This is a genomic window from Paenibacillus pasadenensis DSM 19293 (genome assembly GCF_000422485.1).
In the GTDB taxonomy this organism is placed as follows: Bacteria; Bacillota; Bacilli; order Paenibacillales; family Paenibacillaceae; genus Paenibacillus_O; species Paenibacillus_O pasadenensis.
The window spans coordinates 137,763-158,086 of record NZ_AULW01000016.1; the positions used below are offsets into that span (position 1 = coordinate 137,763).

A 20,324-nucleotide genomic window follows, 5' to 3' on the forward strand; every position below is an offset into this window, starting at 1 on the left:
CGTGTCCGCTGAGCGCGCCTTCTCCCACGGGGGCGCGGAGCATGCGAAGGCGCGAGCCTTCTCCGCCGGCGAGCTGACCGGCGCCGAGACGGCGGCGCGCGGAGCGTCCGTCCTGCAGGCGCGCTTCGAGGAGCGCGGCGGCCTGACCCGGCTCGTCTCGCGCTACCACACGTCGCCGATCAAAATCGCCAAGGCGTTCCCGCTCGGCTCCGGCGCCGGCGTGCTCGTCATGGACGTCTCTCCGGGCATGCTGAGCGGCGACCGCTACGAGCTCGACTGGAGCCTCGGCGCCGGCGCTTCGGTGCAGATCTCCAACCAGAGCTTTCTCAAGGTCCATCCTTGCGAAGAGGAGGGAGGCGCGTCGCTGCGCCAGCGCTTCGCGCTGGAGAACGGCGCCGTATGCGAGCATCTGCCGGAACCGGTCATGCTGTACGAGGACGCTTCGCTGCTGGCGGACACCGAGGTGCGGCTCGCTCCGGGCGCCGTCTGGATGCAGACGGAGGTGCTGTGCCCGGGACGCACGCTGCGCGGAGAAGTGTTCCGCTATCGCCGGCTCGACAACCGGCTGACGGTGTACGCCGACGGCGAGCTGATCTTCCGCCAGCGCCAGCGGGTCGAGCCGCGCGCGCAGCAGCTCGCGGCTCCCGGCAGCTGGCATCGGTTCACGCATTGGGGCACGTTCTGCCTGTTCGGGCGCGGCGCGGACGCGGAGCTGGAGCAGCGGCTGCGCCAGCTGCTGGACCGGCTGCCGCAGGTGCCTGGCCGGGAGGTGCGGACGGGCGTGTCGCGCACATGGCGGAGCGGCATCGTCGTGCAGGCGGCCGGCCATGCGGCATGGACGGTGCAGCGCGTGCTGGAGGAAGTCCGGCTCGAGTCGCGCAAGGCGCTTTGGAGCGAGCCGCCGCCGCCTTTCGTCAAGTCTGTCTGAATAAAAAATGAAACCCGATCCCTGCCTCCGGCGTAGGAAGCCTCTAAGGATGCTTCCGTCATGCGCGGAGCTGCCCGAGGATCGGGTTTTTGTCTTTTTTTGCTTTACCTACAAGAAGTTGACCTTATAAGGTTATCCTACATCAAGATTGCGAGAGAAGAAGCAGGAGGCGAAAGCATGGTACAGGATGGGGCATTGGAAGAGCTGACCAAGCAGCTGGATGACCGGTTCCGGCTGGTGCGCAAGCTGATCACATCGGAATGGAACCGGGACAACGAGCACGGGCTCGGCCTTACGCATGCCCGCATACTGACCTTGCTGGCCACGGAAGGGCCGCAAAAAGCGTCGGTGCTCGCGGACAAGCTGCTCATCACGTCGGGAGCGGTGACCGGTCTCGCGGACCGGCTCGTCGAGCTCGGCTATATCGCGCGAGAGCGCGGGGAGTCGGATCGGCGCGTCGTGGTGCTGAGCATCGACAAGAAAGGCCTCAAGCTGCTCAAGCAGATCGACGAGACTCGGCATGCGCTCATGCTGAAGCTGTATCGCGGCATGGAGAAGCAGGAGATGGATATGATGCTCAAGCTGTTCGACCGCATGATCGCCAATCTGCAGAAAGAGTAGGCCGAAGCTGCAAGGGCGGTCTGCGGGAAGTGCCGGGCGTGATGCGCGGCATGAAGCGGACGGGAGCTATGGGAGCCGAGGAAGCGTTCAGACCCGCAGGCGGGCTTGGACGCTTTTTTTGTCCGCAGCGCCAAGGTTTAGGCGAGCCGCAGCCGCAGCCGCCCTGCGGTTGACAAGCCCTGGCCGATTGCCTATTCTAGGCACGAATGGAATCGAGGAGGAACGGGAGGGTTCGCGATGAACGAAAGCAAGAAGGAGCGGCCGGACGCGCTGCGCATGGAGGAGACGCTGTCGCTGCTGGAGCGCCACCGCTCGATCCGCCGCTATGCGGACAAGCCGGTGACGGCCGAGCAGCTGGACCGGATTCTCGGATGCGCGCAGATGGCCTCGTCGTCGAGCCATATGCAGGCTTACAGCGTCATCGGCATTACCGATCCGGAGCTGCGCGGACGGCTCGCAGAGCTGGCCGGAGGCCAGCGCCATGTGCGCGAGGCGCCGACCTTCCTCGTCTGGTGCGCCGATTTGAGCCGCTTCGCGGAAGCGGCGGGCATGCACGGCGCGCAGCTGCAGACGTCGACGGAGTATTTCCTCGTCGCGACCGTGGATGCGGCGCTGGCGGCGCAAAATGCGGCGATCGCCGCCGAGGCGCAGGGACTCGGCATCGTCTATATCGGAGGCATCCGCAACGACATGCGCGCCGTCTCGGAGCTGCTGGAGCTGCCGCCGCTCGTCTACCCGGTGTTCGGCATGTGCATCGGCGTGCCGGCCGAGGAGCCGGACCTCCGGCCGCGGCTGCCGCGCTCGGCGGTTTATGCGGAAAACCGCTATCCGGCGGGCAGCCGTGCCGAGCAGCTTGAGGCATACGACGACGAATACCGCGGCTACATCCGCGGCCGCTCCGGCGGCGGCCGCGATACGACGTGGACGCAGGAGATGAGCGGGCGGACGGCGTATCCGCCGCGCACGTTCACCGGGCTGCTGCGCGAGAAGGGGTTCCGGCTGGAGGATTGACGCTGCCGCGGGCGGCGGGGCGAGGCGGTGGAACGAGGAATCGGAGCGCCGCAGCTGGTGAACCGAGGGAACAAGGGAAGAAGCTCCCTTGTTGGAGCGCCGCAGCACGCGAAGCCGTGGAACAAGGGAAGAAGCTCCCTTGCTGAAGCCCCGCAGCTGGAGAACCGAGGGAACAAGGGAAGAAGCCCCCTTGTCCCCTCGGCAGCATTCCGCAGCGAACCAAAAAAGGGACGGAGCCGAAGCTTCGTCCCTTTTGCAACAAATCAATCCGCGCCGCGCATGGCGTTGCGGCCTGCTTGCTAGCGGCTTTCCTCCTGCGGAGCGGAGCCGACGCCGTTCAGCAGGTCGGTGCCATGGAATTCGTCGGGCGGCGCGACCGGATCGACCGGCGTGCCTTCCGTCAGGTCGAGCTCGGCGTCGGAGCTCGGCCTGGCCGCCGCCCGGCCCGGCTCGGAGTCCGCCTCGACGCTTGTCGGCGCGGGCGCCGGCGACTCTCCTACCGGCGTCTCTACGGCATAGTCGCCGCCTTCGCGCTGGCGGGCATAGTCTCCCGGGTCGGGGCCTTCCGCATAGGCGATATCGTCCGCGAGGCGCTCGTTCGCCTCGGCGGAAGCGATCGTGTAGCGGTCGACCTGCACGCCGCCGTAGGTGCCTTCTCCGGACGGATACGTGCGGAGAAGCTCCTCCTCGGCGCTGGGGACGCGGCTGCCCTCCGCCTGATCCTCGAACAGGCCGTGCCGCGGATCGATGTCCTTTTCCGTCGAGAGTCCGTGATCGTTGTCGTTGCGCTTCATGAAGATTCCTCCTCCGTCGAATCGAGCTTGGCTACTCGGATACGTTGATCTTACCCTCCTGCAAGGGTTTCCAATCGCAGGCGCGTCCATACGCCGGCAGGGGAGCAGGACGATTATCCGTGCGCAGCCAAATCGAGTATAATAGGTTCATTATGGTTATACCGGAAGGAGCTTTCACGCATGACCCTGATCAGCACGCTGACCGACAAGCAAGAGGTGACCGGATTCTTTCTCGTCAAGGAGCTGGATGTCAAGCAGACGAACGCGACTCCGCCGAAGGATTACTGGGATCTCGTGCTTGCCGATTCAAGCGGCCAGATTACGGCCAAATACTGGGACCTGAAGCCGGCCGAGAAGGAGTCGCTGCAGTCGCTGCAGGTCGCCAAGGTGCACGGCATCGTGCAGCTGTACCGCGACCGGCTCCAGCTGAAGATCATCCGCATCCGCCCGACGAGCCCGGAGGACGGCGTGCAGCTGACCGACTACATCCGCGCCGCGCCGGTCGAGGCCAAGGAGCTCGTCGCGCAGATCCGCGCCAAGGTCGACAGCATCGGCGACGCCGATATCCGCAACATCGCCGCTTATTGCGTCGTCAAGGCCGGCGACCGGCTGGAGCATTACCCCGCCGCCAAGAGCCATCATCATGCCTACTATGCCGGTCTCGCCTATCACACCGTTCGCATGCTGGAGATCGGCGAGTTCCTGTGCGCGCAGCGTCCGTTCCTGAACCGCGACGCGCTCATCGCCGGCATCGTCCTGCATGACCTGGCCAAGCCCGAGGAGATGAACGCGCAGCTCGGCATCGTATCCGAATACAGCGACCGCGGCCGCCTGATCGGCCATCTGGCGCTCATCTCGGGCTGGATCGTCGAGGCGGCGCTCAAGCTGGGCGTGCCCGCCGACTCGCCGAAGGTGACCGTGCTGCAGCATCTCGTGCTGTCGCATCATAATCTCGGCGAATGGGGCAGTCCCGTGCAGCCGCAGATGGCGGAGGCGGTGGCGCTTCATTATATCGACTCGCTGGACGCCAAGCTGCAGATGGTCGAGGACGCGCTCGGCTCCATCCCGGAGCAGGAGGCTTGGACGCCGATGATCCGCGGCCTTGAAAACAAGGCCGTCTATCGGACGAGGCTCTAGAGCGGACAAGGACGAGCCGTCCTCCGACGAGCGGCGCGGCCGCGCCGGCTTGCCGGAGCAAGCTGTTCCAGCCGAGGCATCATCTACCCTGACTAGAGGAGAGTGGCGGCCATGACGGGTCCAGACTATCGCGAGGCGATCGGCCGCAGCCGGCGCATCGTCTTTTTCGGCGGCGCCGGAACCTCGACCGAAAGCGGAATTCCCGACTTCCGCTCGGCCGGCGGCCTGTACGAGCAGCGCACGAGCAAGATGTACGCGCCGGAAGAGATTTTGAGCCGGGACTTCTTTTTCGACCATCCCGGCGACTTCTATGCGTTCTATCGGGAGCATATGCTGCATCCGCAGGCGCTGCCGAACGCGGCGCATCTCAAGCTCGCCGAGCTGGAGCGGGAAGGCCGGCTGAAGGCGGTCGTCACGCAGAACATCGACGGGCTGCACCAGCGCGCGGGCAGCGTCAACGTGCTGGAGCTGCACGGCTCGGTGCATCGCAACCGCTGCCTCGACTGCGGCCTGTTCCATCCGCTGACGGCGGTGACGGGAGATCCGCGGCCGGTGCCGCTCTGCTCGGAATGCGGCGGCATCATCAAGCCGGATGTCGTGCTGTACCAGGAAAACCTCGACTTCGAGCTGCTCGAGCGCGCCGCCGAGCAGATTCGGCAAGCGGACACGCTGCTCGTGGCGGGCACCTCGCTGACCGTGCAGCCGGCGGCGGGCCTCGTCTCGCTGTTCCGCGGCGACAGCCTCGTCATCATCAACCGCACGGCGACGCCGCTGGACCGCATGGCGACGCATCTCGTGCGCGGCAGCATCGGCGAGGCGCTCGGGTCGCTGTAGCCGACCTGGGCCGCCCTTGGATCGTGAGGACGGACGAAGGCGCTTCACGACAAAAGGCCGGCCGATTCGGGTCCGTCCAAATGGAGGCGCAGGAACAGATCCCAAACGAGCCGCCTCGCCAGTCCAACGACTGGCGAGGCGGCTTTTTGCGCGCTTGGCAGGAAGGATCGCGGCCGAGCGGGCGGTTTTTTTGTCCATGCAAAAGGGGCAATGCTCTCCATAGCCTCGCCGGCGCAGGCACGGTTATGCTAGGACATGCGGGCGGCAAGCCGCTCCGCAGCTTGAGACGGAGGTAGCCATGGAACTGAACGAACTGATTCGCGGACGGCGCAGCGTGCATGTATTCGAGGATCGCGAGGTCGATCCGCAGCTCGTCTCCGACCTGCTCGATACGGCGGTGTGGGCGCCCAACCATCGCATGACCCAGCCGTGGCGGTTCATCGTCGCCGCAGGCGAAGGACGCCGCAAGATCGCCGACGCCTGCCGCGCGATGAACGAGCGCTGGGAGCGGGATCCGGCCAAAAAGCAGGAGACCGGCCAGAAATATTACCGCAAGATCATGAGCAATCCGCTGATCGTCACGGTCGTCATGAAGGAAAATCCTTACCTGCAGGTGAGGGAGGAGGATTATGCCGCGACGGCGACGGTCATCCACAACTTCAGCCTGCTCGCCTGGGAACAGGGAATCGGCATGGTATGGGAAACGTACGAGTGGCTGCACGAAGACGTCTTCCGCGAGGCGGTCGGCATCCGGCCCGGCGAGCGGGCCGTCGGCAACCTGCATGTCGGCTATCCGAAAGCGATCCCGAAGGCCGAGCTGAGAATCCCGGCCGCGCAGCTCATCACCTGGCTGTAGCCGGCGGAGGCGGCCAGGCGCGAGGCTCGAGCCGGATCAGCGCACGCGCGCGGCTCCGCGGGGCATGCCGCTGAAGTAGCGGGCGCAGTCGTAGATGGCGAACTCCCGCCCCGAAGGTCCCCATGGATCCCATTCGCGGCTGTCAGGCACATGCAGCCGGCCTTCGCGGACGGCGCGCAGCTCCCTCCAGGCCGGGTGGGCGCGCAGCCGGGCCAGCTCGCGCGCGTCGCTCCATACGACGAGGATGCTGTCCGGATCCATCGACAGCAGCTCCTCGAACGCATGGCTGCGGTAGAAGCCGTGGCGGATGCGGCTGTGCGGGCAAAAGCCGAGCGCTCGATAGAACAGATCGCTGAAGGCATGGCCGTCGGCGCCGAAAAGGCGGAAGTCGCCCGGCAGCACGCGCACGATCGCCAGCTCTCCGGCCGCTGCGGCGGCGGAGGCGAGCTGGCCGCGATACGCGAGCTCGATGCCTTGCACGCGGCTTACGGCGGCTTCCGCCTCGGCTTCCCGGCCGAGCATGGCGCCGAGCGATTCGAGGTAGGCCTGCCAGACGCCGAAGCCGTCCATGCAGACGGTGTTCGGCATGCCGCGCCACGGGCCGTCGGTCGGATTGCCGCCGAAATCCATCTTGATGATGAGGTCGGGCGACAGGCTCTGCACGTCGCGCGGGAGGATGGAGGTCTCGGCGTTGAGCGGCTTCGTGCCCTCCAGCTGCGGCTGCAGATAGTCCGGGAATCCCGAGGGCGTGCGATAGACGCTCGGAAAGGCGGGCGCGGCGACCGGCTTGATGCCGAGCGCCAGCAGATGATCCTGCAGGAACAGATGGCTGACGATCGCGACGCGCGTTGCGCTGCGTCCGGCGAAGGCGCTGGGCGAGACGCCGGCCGTCTTTTTGAACAGCCGGCTGAAATACAGCTCGTCCGCGTAGCCGACGCTGGCGGCGATGTCGCGCAGCGTCGGCCGTCCCGGCTGCCGCAGCAGCTCCTTAGCCTGGCGCATGCGCAGCTCCGTCAAATAGGCGGTCGGCGACTGCCCCGTCGCTTTTTTGAACGAGCGGCAGTAGGCGCTCGGCGTCAGGCTGGCCATCCGCGGCAGCTCCCCGACCTGGATCGGCTCCATATAGTGCGTCTCCAAATAACGGATCGTGCGCTGGACCGCTTCCTGAGCGCCGTTCTCCTCCTCGCCCGGCATGAGGCTGACCCGGTGCAGCAGCTCGTAAAGCAGCGCCTGCCGCCGGAAAAAGGCCGAGGGCGTCCGGCTGCGGCCGAGCTCGAGCATGCCGCCGAGCAGCGTCAGCACGGAGCTCGGGGCGGCGATGCGGACGCTGCGTCCCGGCAACTCGGGAGCGCCCGGCCGAGGCTTGGCCGCGGCGCATAGAGGGAGCACGGACGGCCCGCTGCCGTCGTACTCCAGCACATAGGCGTCGAGCGGCCGATCCGGCTGCAGCTCCGCCTTGATCCAGGTGCCGGGAGCGAGCGCCCAGCAGCTTTCGGGCTCGAGCGGGCAAGGCTGTCCGTTGAGCTCGAGCCGGCCGGAGCCGTCGAAGAGGAAGATGAGGGCATGGCGGAGCAGGCGGAACGGCTGGACCGGCGATCCGCCCTCGAGACGATGGCGTTTCAAGGAGACGAACGTATAAGAAGAAGCGCGCTTCGTGACGCTGGGCATGGAAAGCTCCTTTTTTTTGTGGATTTAATGAGAATGATTATCATTATTATAATCGTTCCTTCCTGATCCTGGCAAGCCGCCCGACCAAAGCGGATGCCTGAATAAGTTGAACAAGGGGGTCTATTATGAACGAGGCCAAATCGGTCGCGGAGCGGACAGCTCTGCAGGCGATGGTCAACTGTTATGCCCGCGAGGCGGGAGCGGACGCCGAGCTGCGGCTGCCGCAGGAAACGCCGGCCGGCGCGCAGCCGGGCCGGGCCGGCATGCTGGAGCTGCGGCTGAGCGCGCAAGGCATCGTGCTGTGGGTCGGGCTGGACTACCATTCGCCGACCGGCCGGCATGCGGCCAGCGGCAAGGCCTGGTACCGGCCGGAGCTCGGCGGCGCGCTGGCGGAGGCCGACTACATCACGGCGTCGGCGCTGCTCGTGCAGGAGCTGGCGCTGACGAGGCCGGGCCTCGCGCGACGCGACGAGCTGCTGCTGCGCATCATCCAGAGCTGCCGCAACGTGGAGGAGATCGTCGCCGCCGCGCTCGCCCGGCCGGAGCCGGAGTCCGGCGGGAACGACTTCCTGTCCGCCGAGCAGTCGCTCGTCTTCGGCCACGGCTTCCATCCGACGCCGAAAAGCCGCCAAGGCATGAGCGGCGCGGAAGCGGGCGTCTACTGCCCCGAGCTCGGCGGGCGCTTCCGGCTGCATTATTTTCAGGCGCATCGGTCGATCGTCAAGGAGCGGTCGGCTGCCGGCAGCCCGGCCTCGGAGCTGCTGCGCGGCGAGCTGCTGGCCGATCCCGAGGCCGCGCCGGAGCTCAAGAAGCGCTGCGCCGAAGCCGGCTGGACGATGCTGCCGGTGCATCCGCTGCAGGCGCGCTGGCTGCTGGAGCAGCCGCGCACGCAGGACTGGCTGGAGCGCGGGCTGCTGCGGAGCCTGGGGCCGGGGGGCAGAGAGTATTTTCCGACCTCCTCCGTCCGCACGGTGTATCATCCGGATGCCGCCTACATGCTGAAGTTCTCGCTGCGGGTGAAGCTGACCAACTCGCTGCGGGTGATGAAGATCAACGAGCTGGAAAGCGGCATCGAGATTCGGCGGCTGCTCGATACGCGCATCGGCGAGGCTTGCCGGGCGTACCCCGGCTTCGCGGTCATGACGGATCCGGCCTACGCGACGCTCGGGGAGGAAGAGGGGCCGGCGAGCGGCTTCGAGGTCGTGCTGCGGGACAATCCGTTCCGCAGCGGCGGCTCCTGCCGCGCCGTCACGCTCGCCGCGCTCGCCCAGGAGGCGCTGCCGGGCCGGCGCTCGCCGCTCGGCCGCCTGATCGGCCGGCTCGCCGAGCGGACGGGCCTCGCCGAGGCCGAGGCGTCGAGGCGCTGGTTCCGCCGCTATCTCGAGCTGTCGCTGCGGCCGCTCGTCCGGCTGCATCTCGCGTACGGCATCGCGCTCGAAGCCCATATGCAGAACAGCCTCGTCGAGCTGGACGGCGACGGCTGGCCGGTGCGGTACTGGTTCCGCGACAACCAGGGCTATTATTTCAGCCGCTCCATGCTCGGCGCGCTCGAGCGCGAGCTGCCGGGCATCGGCAGCAAGAGCGGCGACGTGTACGCCGACGAGGTGACGGACGAGCATCTGATCTACTATTTGATGGTCAACCATCTGTTCGGCCTCGTCGGCGCGTTCGGCGTCGAGGGCTTGGCGAAGGAGGAGGAGCTGCTGCTGGACATCCGGCGGGAGCTGGAAGCGTTCCGTCCGCTGGACCGGGAGGGCTCGCGCTTCCTCGAGCGGCTGCTGCAGGCGGAGGAGCTGCCGTGCAAAGGCAATCTGCTGACGCGGCTCCATGACATGGACGAGCTGGAGCTGCCGCTGGAGCGGCAGTCGGTCTATGTGCCGATCCCCAATCCGCTGCTCGCCGCGGCAGGGCTCGGACGAAGGAGCGGCGGGCGCCGGGCGCTCGCCGAAGCGATGGGAGGAGGAGCTTCATGAGGCCGGACAGGCGGGAGGAAAGAACGCGGCAGGACGAGCTCGTGCGGAAGAACGAACGATCGACGCAGGACGAGCCGTCCGGGCAGGGCGAGCTCGTGCAGAAGGACGAACGATCGACGCAGGACGAGCCGATGCCGCAGGACGAGCTCGTGCAGCGGGCGCTGCGCTCCGCCGCTTACGACGAGGTCGGCGAGCGGATGCGCCGCCAGCTGGTCGAGTCGATGCTGTTCGAGCGGCTCGTGCCGTTCGAGGAGCTGGAGGCGGCAGGACATGCGGAAGGAGAAGGCGCGGCAGGACGCGGGCGGCTAAGGTTCGCGCTGCGGGCAGCGGACCGGGACGGCGCCCCCGTCCGCTATGAAGCGGAGGGGCGGCGGACGGCGACGTTCGGCCGCATCCGGCTGGACGGGCCGGTGCGCCGCAGATCGGCCGGCGGCACGGCGGAGGGAACGCCGCTCGGCATGATGATGGCGGAGCTGCTGCGCGGCACGGAGGTCGAGCCGGACAGCCTCGCCGCGTTCATCCGCGAGCTGGAGGAGACGCGCCTCAAGGACGCCGTCTATCGCTGCCTGCATCCTTCGCCGGTCGCCGAGCTCCGCGAGCTGCCGTACGGCGAGCTGGAGACGGCGCTCGGCGAGGGCCATCCTTATCATCCCTCGTACAAGTCGCGGGTCGGCTTCGACTACGCCGACAACTTCCGCTACGGGCCGGAATATCGCCCGCAGCTGCGGCTGCTGTGGGCGGCGGTGCGGGACGACGGCTGGCTGCATCTTGCCTGCGCGCCGGAGCGGACGCTGGAGAGCCTCGCCCGCGAGGAGCTGGGGGAGGAGACGCTGGAGGCGTTCCGCTCCAAGCTGCGCGGGCTCGGGCATGATCCGGACGCCTACGCGCTGCTGCCGGTCCATCCTTGGCAATGGCGGCGTCAGATCGCGCGGGCGCTGGCGGACTGCATCCGCGAGGGCACGGTCGTGCTGCTGGGCGAGGGCGGAGACCTCTATGCGCCGCAGCAGTCGATCCGCACGATGACGAACCGGTCCCGGCCCGAAAGGCCGTACGCCAAGCTGGCGATGAGCCTCGTCAACACGTCGGCCTCGCGCTATCTCAGTCCGCATTCGGTGGCGAGCGCGCCGCAGACGTCGCGCTGGCTGAGCGGCATGATCGGGCGGGACGCCTATCTGCGCGACGAGGCGAGGCTCGTGCTGCTGGAGGAATTCGCCGGCGTCGTCTACGATCCGCCGCCGGCGGACGAGAGCGTCGAGCCGGACATCTACGGCGTGCTCGCCTGCCTCTGGCGCGAGTCGCTGGAGCCGAAGCTGGAGGAGGGCGAGCAGGCCGCGCCGTTCAACGCTTTGTTCGCGGAGGATGCGCGCGGCACGTTCGTCGGCCCCTGGCTGGAGCGCTACGGCGCCGAGCGCTGGGTGCGCCGGCTGCTGGAGGTGTCGCTGCTGCCGGCCGCGCATCTGCTCGTCGTCCATGGCGTCGCGCTGGAATCGCACGGCCAGAACATGGCGCTGCTGCATCGCGGCGGCTGGCCGGAGCGAGCCGCGCTCAAGGACGTGCACGAAGGCTTCTACTACCATCCGCCGCTGCTGGCCGAGCCGCAGACGGTTCCAGACTACCGCTCGATCCACGAGAACTTCCGCCTCGCCGCGCCGAACGCGCTGTTCGAGCAGGACGATCCGGCGGCTGTGCGCGATACGCTGCTGGACGCGCTGCTGCTGTTCAACCTCGGCGAGCTGAGCTGGATGCTGGAGCGCCGCCACGGCTTCGCGGAGGAGGCGTTCTGGGAGCTGGCGGCAGAGCTGCTGGACGCGCATTTCGAGCGCTTCCCGCAGCCTGCGGAGCGGATGGAGGCGTTCAGCCTGTTCCGTCCGCTCTGCCAGGTCGAGGCGCTGACCAAGGGCCGCCTGTTCCCCGATCCGACGGTGACCTACTGCCACGAGGCTCCGAACCCGCTGCTGGCCGCCCGCAGCCGAATTCAGGAAAGGAAGGCGATGCTCCATGTCCAGCCGATTTGAATCGCATTGGTCCGGCTTCCGCCGGCTGCCGCATCTCGCGCGGCCGTCGGGGAGGCTGTACGCGCTATGCCTCGAAAGCCGCGAGGAAACGGCCGCGCTCGCGCTCTATTTGCGGGAGGAAGGCGGGTCCGCGCTGCTGCTGAGCGAGGACATGCCGCTGGACGCGGCGTTCGAGACCTCGCTCGAGAGCGGCTGCTGCGGCCTCGTCTACGGCCGCGCGGAGCAGTTCCTGGCCGGTCCGCAGCCGCAGGAGCGGACGCCCTGGGAGCCGTCGCTGCTCCAGCACTCGTCCGGCACGACCGGCCGCTCCAAGCTGCTGCGGCGGACATGGGCCGAGATCGCCGAGGAGACGGCCGACTACAACCGGGCGCTCGAGCAGGCCGGCGCGGGGGCGGACAGCGGCCTGACAACGGTCGTGCTCGCGCCGGTGTCGCATTCGTTCGGGCTGCTGTGCGGCGTCGTCGCCACGCTGGCGCGGGGAGCCGAGCCGGTGCTCGCTCCGGCCCGCAATCCGAAGGCGATGCTGGCCGCGCTGCGCGAGCATCCGCGCCATCTCGTCTACGGCGTGCCGCTGCTGTTCCATCTGATTTCGTCGCTCGCGGGAGAGGGCATGCGCTTCCACAGGCTGCTCTCCTCCGGCGCGCCGATGACGGAGCCGCTGTTCAAGCGGCTGCAAGCCCAGGCGGATACGCTGATGCAGCAGTACGGCTGCACCGAGCTCGGCTGCGTCTCGCTGTCGGCCCGCATGGCCGGCGTGCAGGACATCGGGACCGAGCTCGGCCGCTTCGAGGCGCGGGCGGGCGGCGGCCCGGACGAGCCGGCGGAGCTGACGCTGCGCCGCCGGGGGCCGCTTGCCGCGAGCTCCGGCGAATACGGGCGCGGGGTCGGCGCATCCTGGCGGCCGCTGTCTGCGGCGGAGAAGAGAAGCGGCGAGCGTCGTCCGGACGGGATCGTGCTTCCGGATCCGGGAGGACGCCTCCCGGAGCGCGGAGCTGCCGCCGCGCAAGCGGAGTTCCGCACCGGCGATCTGGCCTACCGCGCCGAAGACGGCGGGCTGCGGCTCGTCGCCCGCGCCGACGACGTCATCAACATCGGCGGACGCAAGGTGTATCCGGCCGCGGTCGAGCGGGCGCTGCTGCAGGTGGCCGGCGTGCGCGAGGCGGTCGTCTACGGCAGCCGTCATCCGGTCATGGGCGAGCGCGTGAGCGCGCGCGTCGTCGCCGACGGCAGCGTCGGCGAGGAGGCGATCCGCGAGGCTTGCCGCAGGCTTTTGCCCGCCTACCAGGTGCCGGCCGCGATCGCGCTCGTCTCCAGCCTGCCCGCGCTGCCCTCGGGCAAGATCAGCCGCGCGCGACTGCGCCGGGAGGAGGAATCATGATGCCGAGAGAAGCGAGAAGGAGCGGGCTGCGCGGCCTGATGGAGCAGGACCTCGGCCTCGGACAGCTGCCGGAGCGGCTGGACGACGGGCTGCGGCTCGCCGAGGACCTGGGGCTGGACTCCATCCTCGTCATGCAGCTGATCGTCTGGATCGAGGTGCGGCTCGGGCTGGCGGTGCCGGATGCGGAGGTCGATCCGCGCGCGCTGGCGACGGTCGGATCGGTGCTGGACTTCATGGGGGAGCTGCGCCCGCTCGCAGCGGAAGGGAAGGGTTGACATGAGCATCAAGATCCATTGCCTGATGAGCTGCCTGTGCGAGATCGTGAAAAGGCGCGGAGAGGCCGACCACCGGCCGTTTTATTTCGGCGTGTGGGATGCGGAGTTCGACGTGACGGACGACGGCCGCCTCGCCTATCATTCCGAAAGGCTGTCGCATCAGCGGCGGTTCGACGACTTCGAGCGGCTGTTCGGCCTGCGCGCGCAGCGCTGGCATGACCCCGGCCTCTCGCCGGAGCGCAACGTGGAGCGGCTGCTGGAGCTGATGGAGGAGCAGCCGGAGCATCGCTACCTGCTCGTCATGCTCGACATGAGCCGGCTGCCGGACCGCGAGACGAAGGCGAGCATGAGCCCGTTTCCTCATTATCTGATGGTGTCGAAGACGGATCGCGACGATAGGTGGTTCGTGTTCGACCCGGACTTCCGCTGGGAGGGCGAGGCCAAAAAGGACGACGTCGTGGCGGCCATCCTGGCGATGGGCGAGGACGGGGCCGGCTACTCGATCGATGCGCAGGCCGTGGGCGCGCCGAGCCTGGAGCTCGTGGACGCGTACTTCCGCGAGACGTTCCGGCCGGAGCGCAACGAGCTGACGGAGCAGGTGCGCGCCATCGTGGCGAGAGCGGCCGGAGCCGGCACGCCGGAGGCGCTCGCCCATCTGCTGCCGGCGCTGAAGCAGCTGAAGGTGCTCGCGATCCGCAAGTACGGCTACGAGTACGCCTTGATGTATTTCCAGGATACGCTCGGCTACTCGCGCGACCGCTTCCTGAAGTGGGCGAACCAGATCGAGGACCTGTGCCAGACGTACTCGACCGCCCACTACTTGTCCGTGAAGATCGCCATGACCGGAAAAAAAGCGCTCGTCGAGACGCTGCTCGAAAGCCTCGACGAAGCCGACGCGATCGAACGCGGCATCAAGGAGGAGATCTGGCGCCAGTACGACGGCTGGCGGCAGGCGGCGCTCGGCGAGCCGGCCCCGCCGCTGCGGGGGCAGGCGGAGGTGCCGGCATGAAAACGGCGCTGTGCACGATCTCGTTCCGCCACCAGCTCGTCTCGTTCCGCGAGCTGGCGGAGCTGGCTGCCCGGCTCGGCTATGACGGCATCGAGCTGTGGGGCGCCCACGCCGCCCAGCTCCATGAGCTGAACCGCCGGCAGGCGGAGGAGGATCTCGCGCGGCTGCGCGCGCACGGCCTCGGCATCTCGATGGTGAGCCATTATGTCGACATCTCGCCGGAGGCCGACTTCGCCGCGAGTTGCGACAGCTGCCAGCGGCTGATCGAGCGCGCCCTTTGGTGCGGGGCTCCGCGGCTGCGCATCTTCGCCGGCAGCCGCGGCAGCGCCGAGCTGGACGGCGGCGAGCGCCGCGTCGTCATCGAGCAGGCCTGCGAGCTCGGGGCGCTCTGCCGCGAGGCGGGCGTGCAGCTGCTGCTGGAGACGCATCCGGCGACGCTGCTCGACACGCCGGCGATGGCGGCGGAGATGATGCGGCTGGCCGATGCGCTGCGGCCGGGAGCGGCGCTGCTCAACTTCGACGCCCTCCATCTGTGGGAGGCGGGAGGCGAGCCGTCCGCCTGCTGGCGGGCGCTGAAGCCGTGGATCGGCTATGTGCATCTCAAGAACATCGACCGGCTGGAGCATGTCGGCGTATTCCGGCCGGACATCGTTTATGCGGCCGGCGGCAGCCGCGAGGGCATGGTCGCGCTCGGCGACGGCGCGATCGACTACGAGCCGCTGCTGGAGCTCGCCGCGGGCGAGCCGGAGCTGTACGGCTCGGTCGAATGGTTCGGCGGAGACCCCGCCGGCATGCTCGCCCGCGAGAGCGTCTGGCTGCGCGGCCGAATCGCGCGGGCGCAAGCGACGGCCGCAGGCGCTCTGCGCTGAGGCTTTCTTTAGGGTAAAAAAAAGCTGCTCCGCCAAGTCCGTCGACTTGGCAGGGCAGCTTTTTTGCGGCTAGCTTCCGCTCGCTACGATCAGCGCGCTCAGCATGGAAATGGCGAGTCCGACGCCGATCAGGATCAGGAAAAGCAGCAGGTAGGCGCGGCTCAGGTTGCGCTTGTTGACGTTGGCATTCTCGCCGAACGCCCATACGAAGAGCAGGATGAGGCCGACGATCGGAATCGCCAGGAGCAGCTGGGTGACGAACCAGTTGCCGGTCGTCATGACCGAGCTGGGGCCGCCCCCGTGATACGGATCGCGAGCCGAGCCGGAATAAGGCTGTGCATTCATGTCGAAATTCCTCCTTTAGACCGGCATTTCGCTCAACGCGCTGATCATGACAGCGCCGAAGATCGCGAATAGGACGAAGTAGAATGCAATGCCGATGAGCGCCCAGAGCAGATAGGCGCGCGAGAAATGCTTGCGGTTGAGATTGGCGCTGTCGCCGAACGCCCAGACGAACAGCATGACGATGTTCACGATCGGAATCATCAGGATGACGAGCGTGATCAGCCAGGATTTGACGCTGACGGGCTCGTCGCTGCGATAAGGCGCGTAAGGATTCGGGCCGGACGGGCTTCCGTCAAGCGGTTGGATGGTCGTTTCCATCGGTGGACTCTCCCCTTGTCTATAATCGAACCCAAAGATTATCGGCAGGAAGACATGGGAAGTTGAGTGTTTTTTATGAAAAGGATGGAAATGCGAGGATCGACGTGTTCGTGCCGTGACCGGTCATTCCGGCCCGGTCTCTCCGCCCGAGCCGCCCGGGTTGCCGGAGCCAACCGGTCCGCCCGAGCTGGCCGAGCCGTCCGAACCAACCGGCCCGCTCGAGCCTCGCTCGTAGTGCAGCGAACGGTACTCCAGCGGCGAAAGCCCGAAATGCGTCCGGAAGACGCGGTGGAAATAAGAATAGCTGGCGAAGCCGCATGCTTTCGCGATCCGCTCGAGCTTCAGCTCGCCGTATTTGATCTGCTCGACGGCCGCCTGCAGCCGGATCTCGATGGCGTACTGGATCATCGTCTTGCCGAACTGCTCCTTGAACAGCCTCACCGCTCGGGAGAGGCTCAGTCCGGCATGCCGCGCGGCTTCCTCGAGCTTGAAGGTGGAGAAGGCCCGCTCCTCGATGAACCGCTTGATCTTGAGCGCCGCCGTTCCCGGCGTCCCGCTCGGCGCGCTTTCGGCGATCGCCCGGTCGATATACAGGCAGAGGCTGCGCAGGAGCGCGTCCTTCAGCTCCGCATCCTCGTCGAGGGCATGGCGGCGCTTCTCCAGCAGAAGGCTGCGCCAAAGCGTGATGAGCTGCTCGTCGGCTCCGACGCGGCTGACCGTCGGGCGCTCTTTGCGGCTCCACCAGGCGTCGATCCAGGGACCATGGCAGAACAGATAATAGTCCCCGCTCGACAGCCGTCCCTTCCTGGCCGGCTCGCTCACGCTCAGATGATAGTCGTCGCCGGGCCGCAGCAGGAGCAGGTCTCCTCCCGCAAGCCTGTAGGAGACGCCGCCCGAGGCGACCTCGCAGGTGCCTTCGGCCTGCAGGCGAAATAGGTAATGCTGCAGGCCGCTCCTCACATCATGGAGAAACGGCTTGTAATGGCTGGAATAATCGCAGATCAGCAGGGAAGTTTCCACCGGGAACGGCCTCCGTCTTCAGATTTCCAAGCAAATCGTTCATGTTTTGCCGGAATTGTATATGTTCATTCTAGAGGGGAATCGCCTAGAATGAAACCTGAGCCTAAAATCCTTTCCGCAGAGGAGATTGACTACCAATGACCAAGATCAGCATCGGCCTGCAGCTGTTTACGCTGCGCGAGGAGACCGCGTCCGACTTCAAGGGCACGCTGCGCAAAGCGGCGGCGCTCGGCTATCAAGGCGTCGAGTTCGCAGGATACGGAGACCTCTCCGCCGAAGAAATGAAAGCGACGCTGGACGAGCTGGGGCTGAAGGGCTTCAGCAGCCACGTCTCGCTGCACGCGCTGCGCCAGAACCTGCAGAAGGAAATCGACTATCTGAAGACGATCGGCGCGACCTACATGATCTGCCCTTATCTGATGGAGGAGGACCGGCCGCAGACGGGCGAGGGCTGGACCGCTCTGTTCGCCGAGCTGCAGGCGATCGGCGCCGAGGCGGCCAAGCAGGGACTGGTCTTCGGCTATCACAACCATGACTTCGAGTTTCACGGTCAGGTCGGCGAGGAGAATGCTTTCGACGCCATGTTCCAAGCGACGGCGCCGGAAGCGGTCCAGGTCGAGATGGACGTCTGCTGGGTGCAGTTCGCCGGACGGGATCCGGTGGCGTACATCGGCAAGTATGCCGGCCGGCTGCCGCTCCTTCATCTCAAGGACTTCGCCCTCGACGAGCAGGGCGGCATGAAGACGCTGGAGCTCGGACAAGGCGGCGTGGACCTGCCGGCCGTCATCGAGGCGGCCGAGGCAGCGGGCGTGCAGTGGCTGATCGTGGAGCAGGACCATTGCCAAAATCCGCCGCTCGAGAGCGTAGCGAACAGCTACGCCTGGGTGCAGCGCCATTATTTGAACGCTTGATTCCAATTCCGAAGGGAGAACCGATCCGATGAGCAAAATCAAAATCGCGGTCTTCGGCTGCGGCGCGATCGCCCAGCGCAGACATATTCCCGAGTATGCCGAGAATGAGCTGGCGGAGCTGGTCGCCTTTGCCGATCCGATCCTGGAGCGGGCGCAGGCGATGGCGGACCAATACGGCGGCAAGGCTTACGCCAGCTACGAGGAGCTGCTCGCGAGCGAGGACGTCGATGCCGTGAGCGTGTGCACGCCGAACCATCTGCATGCCTCGATGGCGATATTCGCCGCGAACGCGGGCAAGCATGTGCTGGTAGAAAAGCCGATGGCTGCCACGGCAGAGGAAGGCGAGCAGATGATCGAGGCGGCGCGCAGGAACGGCGTTTTCCTCATGGTCGGCCACAATCAGCGGCTGATGCCTCCGCATGTCAAGGCCAAGGAGATTCTCGACTCCGGCGAGCTCGGCCGCGTGCTGACGTTCCGCACGTCGTTCGGCCATCCCGGTCCCGAGGGCTGGAGCGTCGACGGCGCGGGCAGCTGGTTTTTCCGCAAGGACGAGGCCGTCATGGGCGCGATGGGCGACCTCGGCGTGCACAAGTCGGACTTCATCCGCTATCTGCTGAACGATGAGGTGGCGGAGGTCGCCGGCTTCATCGGCACGGTGGACAAGAAGGATACGGACGTGGACGACAACGCCGCCTGCCTGCTGCGCATGAAGAGCGGCGCGATCGGCACGCTCGTCGCCAGCTGGACGCAGTACAAGGGCGGGGACAACAGCACGGTGCTCTGGTGCGAGCGCGGCGTCATGAAGATCGGCACCGTCGACGGCGACGAGGTCATCGTCGAGCCGACCGAGGGCCTCACCCAGACGTACAAGGTCGGCGCCATGGCGACCAACGAGAAGCAAGTGCCGAGCGGCGTCATCGACGCGTTCCTGGAATCCGTCTCGACCGGCACGCCGCCGGCGATCTCCGGCGAGGAAGGCTTGAAGTCGCTGAAGGTCATCCTCGCGGCGTTCGAGTCCCAGCGGACCGGGCAGTTCGTCAAGCTGTAAGAGGCTGCCTGCAAGAAGCTGCCGATTGCGGCGGCAGGCTGGGGGGAGAGTCGAAGGCTCGCCGACAGCGGCAAGGAGCGAAGCGATCGACGCTTCGCTCCTTTTTTAGGTTCAGGCAGGCGGGAGTGCCATCGGCTCCCCTTATCCGGATCGAATGAAACCGCGCGCCGAATGTCTAATTTTGCGGCTCGATGGCGGAGTACAGGCACTTCTGGGCGGCCGCCCACATAAACTAACCGTACATCTGCACCGCCTGCCCCTGGCAGAGACGGTAGTACCGCATGGGGGTGGCCTCCGAAATGCCTGGACTTTTTGCCGCAATCGCCCTGTTCATCAAGCAGCTCAGCCTGCTTGTGTCCTATGTCAAAAACAATGCGTTTCCGCAGCCGTTGCAGGAGGAGGATGAGCTCCGCCATCTGAAGCTGATGGCCGAGGGCAACCAGCAGTCGCGCAATCTGCTCATCGAGCACAATCTGAGGCTCGTCGCGCACATCGTCAAAAAATTCGACAATACAGGCGAGGACGCGGAGGATCTCATCTCGATCGGCACGATCGGGCTCATCAAGGCGATCGAAAGCTTCCAGACCGGCAAGGGCACGAAGCTGGCGACATTCGCCGCCCGCTGCATCGAGAACGAGATTCTAATGTCATAAGTGTTGCATTAAAGAAAGGCTTATTACTTATGAAGCCACATCAGAGCATGTGGCTTTTTGAATACTTGTGGGTACGGAAAGGGTTGCGGAAAATGAAAGATGAGAAATCAAAAAGTGAAATGTACAAGCATTATTTCATGGGTGTTATTGAAGAACTAAAAAAGATGGATTACTCTGAGGCAGAGGCAAGAATGATGTTCGATGGACTTTCAAACGATATCTTAGAAATATGGGGTTTTTATTTAAATACTTTTGACTTTGCTAAAGAAATCGTTGAGTTACATAAGGCAGTTCAAAGAGAGTTTGATCCCAAAAACCCTGATCACACTAATTTAGACGATATGGGTGATTGTACTCAGAAAAATGAACCATCGAGAACAGCGATAACATTTTCAATAAGTGAAGAAATCATGAAAAGTATTAATCAATGGGACCAATGTAAAGCAGTTGACGTAAGCGGGGCTAAATTCGCTTTTACTTTTATCCCCTCGGGCTTAGGCACATATCTAATTGTTAAATGTGATGTGTGTCAACGTGAATTACATATTTCTGATGACATGGAGTAATTCCGAGTTAAATTCTTTGAATAACATCATCAGTAACTTTTGACTTGATTAAATCATTCGAATATAATAAATACGAACATATATTCTGTTGCTAC

At 65.7% G+C, this 20,324-nt stretch carries 20 protein-coding genes and 1 pseudogene; 16 read left to right on the forward strand and 5 right to left on the reverse strand.

From position 1 onward, the window contains the following. Position 1: 1 nt before the first annotated feature. The 3 genes from H582_RS25950 to nfsA all read left to right on the forward strand — a co-directional run bounded on the left by H582_RS25950 (position 2) and on the right by nfsA (position 2,560). Positions 2–928 carry an urease accessory protein UreD gene (locus H582_RS25950; RefSeq protein ID WP_052332956.1) on the forward strand — a complete coding sequence of 309 codons (927 nt, stop codon included), beginning with the start codon at positions 2–4 and terminating at the stop codon, positions 926–928. 177 nt (positions 929–1,105) lie between these two features. Further along, positions 1,106–1,549, forward strand: a complete 444-nt coding sequence (locus H582_RS0104520) for a MarR family winged helix-turn-helix transcriptional regulator (protein ID WP_164820097.1) — start codon at positions 1,106–1,108, stop codon at positions 1,547–1,549. A gap of 237 nt (positions 1,550–1,786) precedes the next feature. Beyond that, complete coding sequence (gene nfsA, locus H582_RS0104525) at positions 1,787–2,560, forward strand: oxygen-insensitive NADPH nitroreductase (RefSeq protein WP_240478928.1); 774 nt, start codon at positions 1,787–1,789, stop codon at positions 2,558–2,560. 299 nt (positions 2,561–2,859) lie between these two features. Here nfsA and H582_RS0104530 read toward each other — a convergent pair whose 3' ends face one another. Continuing rightward, entirely contained in the window at positions 2,860–3,354 is a 495-nt protein-coding gene (locus tag H582_RS0104530; RefSeq protein ID WP_028597576.1) for a hypothetical protein, read from the reverse strand. Positions 3,355–3,534: 180 nt separating this feature from the next. Here H582_RS0104530 and H582_RS0104535 point away from each other — a divergent pair, with 180 nt between their 5' ends. The 3 genes from H582_RS0104535 to H582_RS0104545 all read left to right on the forward strand — a co-directional run bounded on the left by H582_RS0104535 (position 3,535) and on the right by H582_RS0104545 (position 6,181). Then, complete coding sequence (locus H582_RS0104535) at positions 3,535–4,491, forward strand: 3'-5' exoribonuclease YhaM family protein (RefSeq protein ID WP_028597577.1); 957 nt, start codon at positions 3,535–3,537, stop codon at positions 4,489–4,491. Between the two features lie 111 nt (positions 4,492–4,602). After that, positions 4,603–5,325, forward strand: a complete 723-nt coding sequence (locus H582_RS0104540) for an NAD-dependent protein deacylase (protein ID WP_028597578.1) — start codon at positions 4,603–4,605, stop codon at positions 5,323–5,325. A gap of 298 nt (positions 5,326–5,623) precedes the next feature. After that, positions 5,624–6,181, forward strand: a complete 558-nt coding sequence (locus tag H582_RS0104545) for a nitroreductase family protein (protein WP_028597579.1) — start codon at positions 5,624–5,626, stop codon at positions 6,179–6,181. A 36-nt stretch (positions 6,182–6,217) separates the two neighbouring features. On the opposite strand, the gene H582_RS25955 is transcribed toward H582_RS0104545, so the two are convergent. After that, complete coding sequence (locus tag H582_RS25955) at positions 6,218–7,849, reverse strand: AraC family transcriptional regulator (RefSeq protein WP_052332957.1); 1,632 nt, start codon at positions 7,847–7,849, stop codon at positions 6,218–6,220. A gap of 125 nt (positions 7,850–7,974) precedes the next feature. Here H582_RS25955 and H582_RS25960 point away from each other — a divergent pair, with 125 nt between their 5' ends. Genes H582_RS25960 through H582_RS25975 form a run of 6 tightly spaced genes read left to right on the forward strand, consistent with a single transcriptional unit; the run spans position 7,975 to position 15,368 of the window. Continuing rightward, on the forward strand, positions 7,975–9,822 hold the full coding sequence (locus tag H582_RS25960; RefSeq protein ID WP_052332958.1) for an IucA/IucC family protein: 1,848 nt from the start codon (positions 7,975–7,977) through the stop codon (positions 9,820–9,822). After that, on the forward strand, positions 9,819–11,837 hold the full coding sequence (locus H582_RS25965) for an IucA/IucC family protein (RefSeq protein WP_052332959.1): 2,019 nt from the start codon (positions 9,819–9,821) through the stop codon (positions 11,835–11,837). The genes H582_RS25960 and H582_RS25965 overlap by 4 nt, the downstream gene beginning before the upstream one ends. Continuing rightward, positions 11,821–13,215, forward strand: a complete 1,395-nt coding sequence (locus H582_RS0104565) for an AMP-binding protein (RefSeq protein ID WP_028597580.1) — start codon at positions 11,821–11,823, stop codon at positions 13,213–13,215. Before H582_RS25965 ends, H582_RS0104565 begins: the two co-directional genes overlap by 17 nt. A gap of 38 nt (positions 13,216–13,253) precedes the next feature. Next, complete coding sequence (locus H582_RS0104570; protein WP_307719968.1) at positions 13,254–13,490, forward strand: phosphopantetheine-binding protein; 237 nt, start codon at positions 13,254–13,256, stop codon at positions 13,488–13,490. 1 nt (position 13,491) lies between these two features. Further along, positions 13,492–14,499 carry a DUF6005 family protein gene (locus H582_RS25970; protein ID WP_052332960.1) on the forward strand — a complete coding sequence of 336 codons (1,008 nt, stop codon included), beginning with the start codon at positions 13,492–13,494 and terminating at the stop codon, positions 14,497–14,499. Then, entirely contained in the window at positions 14,496–15,368 is an 873-nt protein-coding gene (locus tag H582_RS25975; protein WP_043110904.1) for a sugar phosphate isomerase/epimerase family protein, read from the forward strand. Before H582_RS25970 ends, H582_RS25975 begins: the two co-directional genes overlap by 4 nt. Positions 15,369–15,437: 69 nt before the next feature. Here the strand turns inward: H582_RS25975 and H582_RS0104585 are convergent, their stop codons facing one another. The 3 genes from H582_RS0104585 to H582_RS25980 all read right to left on the reverse strand — a co-directional run bounded on the left by H582_RS0104585 (position 15,438) and on the right by H582_RS25980 (position 17,051). Continuing rightward, positions 15,438–15,713 (reverse strand): hypothetical protein, encoded by a 276-nt coding sequence (locus tag H582_RS0104585; protein ID WP_028597582.1) that lies wholly within the window; start codon positions 15,711–15,713, stop codon positions 15,438–15,440. A gap of 15 nt (positions 15,714–15,728) precedes the next feature. After that, the gene (locus H582_RS0104590; protein WP_028597583.1) at positions 15,729–16,031 is read right to left on the reverse strand and encodes a hypothetical protein; all 303 of its coding nucleotides are present in this window, start codon (positions 16,029–16,031) and stop codon (positions 15,729–15,731) included. A gap of 123 nt (positions 16,032–16,154) precedes the next feature. After that, entirely contained in the window at positions 16,155–17,051 is an 897-nt protein-coding gene (locus H582_RS25980) for a helix-turn-helix domain-containing protein (protein ID WP_084136572.1), read from the reverse strand. Positions 17,052–17,188: 137 nt separating this feature from the next. On the opposite strand from H582_RS25980, the gene H582_RS0104600 reads away from it, so the two are divergent. From H582_RS0104600 to H582_RS31585, 4 genes and pseudogenes are all read left to right on the forward strand, one after another. Then, a complete protein-coding gene (locus tag H582_RS0104600; RefSeq protein ID WP_028597584.1) occupies positions 17,189–17,962 on the forward strand; it encodes a sugar phosphate isomerase/epimerase family protein in 774 nt (257 codons plus the stop codon). A gap of 28 nt (positions 17,963–17,990) precedes the next feature. Next, positions 17,991–19,010, forward strand: coding sequence for a Gfo/Idh/MocA family protein (locus tag H582_RS0104605; RefSeq protein WP_028597585.1), 1,020 nt, complete (start codon positions 17,991–17,993; stop codon positions 19,008–19,010). A 299-nt stretch (positions 19,011–19,309) separates the two neighbouring features. Then, positions 19,310–19,657 (forward strand): annotated as a pseudogene (locus H582_RS25985) (sigma-70 family RNA polymerase sigma factor); the annotation flags it as partial. Positions 19,658–19,755: 98 nt separating this feature from the next. Beyond that, positions 19,756–20,229 (forward strand): hypothetical protein, encoded by a 474-nt coding sequence (locus H582_RS31585; RefSeq protein ID WP_127464326.1) that lies wholly within the window; start codon positions 19,756–19,758, stop codon positions 20,227–20,229. Positions 20,230–20,324: the final 95 nt, after the last annotated feature.

Coding starts and splice junctions, on each gene's coding strand:
- H582_RS0104520 (WP_164820097.1), top strand. CDS start 1,106: ATGGTACAGGATGGGGCATTGGAAGAGCTGACCAAGCAGCTGGATGAC.
- nfsA (WP_240478928.1), top strand. CDS start 1,787: ATGAACGAAAGCAAGAAGGAGCGGCCGGACGCGCTGCGCATGGAGGAG.
- H582_RS0104530 (WP_028597576.1), bottom strand. CDS start 3,354: ATGAAGCGCAACGACAACGATCACGGACTCTCGACGGAAAAGGACATC.
- H582_RS0104535 (WP_028597577.1), top strand. CDS start 3,535: ATGACCCTGATCAGCACGCTGACCGACAAGCAAGAGGTGACCGGATTC.
- H582_RS0104540 (WP_028597578.1), top strand. CDS start 4,603: ATGACGGGTCCAGACTATCGCGAGGCGATCGGCCGCAGCCGGCGCATC.
- H582_RS0104545 (WP_028597579.1), top strand. CDS start 5,624: ATGGAACTGAACGAACTGATTCGCGGACGGCGCAGCGTGCATGTATTC.
- H582_RS25955 (WP_052332957.1), bottom strand. CDS start 7,849: ATGCCCAGCGTCACGAAGCGCGCTTCTTCTTATACGTTCGTCTCCTTG.
- H582_RS25960 (WP_052332958.1), top strand. CDS start 7,975: ATGAACGAGGCCAAATCGGTCGCGGAGCGGACAGCTCTGCAGGCGATG.
- H582_RS25965 (WP_052332959.1), top strand. CDS start 9,819: ATGAGGCCGGACAGGCGGGAGGAAAGAACGCGGCAGGACGAGCTCGTG.
- H582_RS0104565 (WP_028597580.1), top strand. CDS start 11,821: ATGTCCAGCCGATTTGAATCGCATTGGTCCGGCTTCCGCCGGCTGCCG.
- H582_RS0104570 (WP_307719968.1), top strand. CDS start 13,254: ATGGAGCAGGACCTCGGCCTCGGACAGCTGCCGGAGCGGCTGGACGAC.
- H582_RS25970 (WP_052332960.1), top strand. CDS start 13,492: ATGAGCATCAAGATCCATTGCCTGATGAGCTGCCTGTGCGAGATCGTG.
- H582_RS25975 (WP_043110904.1), top strand. CDS start 14,496: ATGAAAACGGCGCTGTGCACGATCTCGTTCCGCCACCAGCTCGTCTCG.
- H582_RS0104585 (WP_028597582.1), bottom strand. CDS start 15,713: ATGAATGCACAGCCTTATTCCGGCTCGGCTCGCGATCCGTATCACGGG.
- H582_RS0104590 (WP_028597583.1), bottom strand. CDS start 16,031: ATGGAAACGACCATCCAACCGCTTGACGGAAGCCCGTCCGGCCCGAAT.
- H582_RS0104600 (WP_028597584.1), top strand. CDS start 17,189: ATGACCAAGATCAGCATCGGCCTGCAGCTGTTTACGCTGCGCGAGGAG.
- H582_RS0104605 (WP_028597585.1), top strand. CDS start 17,991: ATGAGCAAAATCAAAATCGCGGTCTTCGGCTGCGGCGCGATCGCCCAG.
- H582_RS31585 (WP_127464326.1), top strand. CDS start 19,756: ATGAAAGATGAGAAATCAAAAAGTGAAATGTACAAGCATTATTTCATG.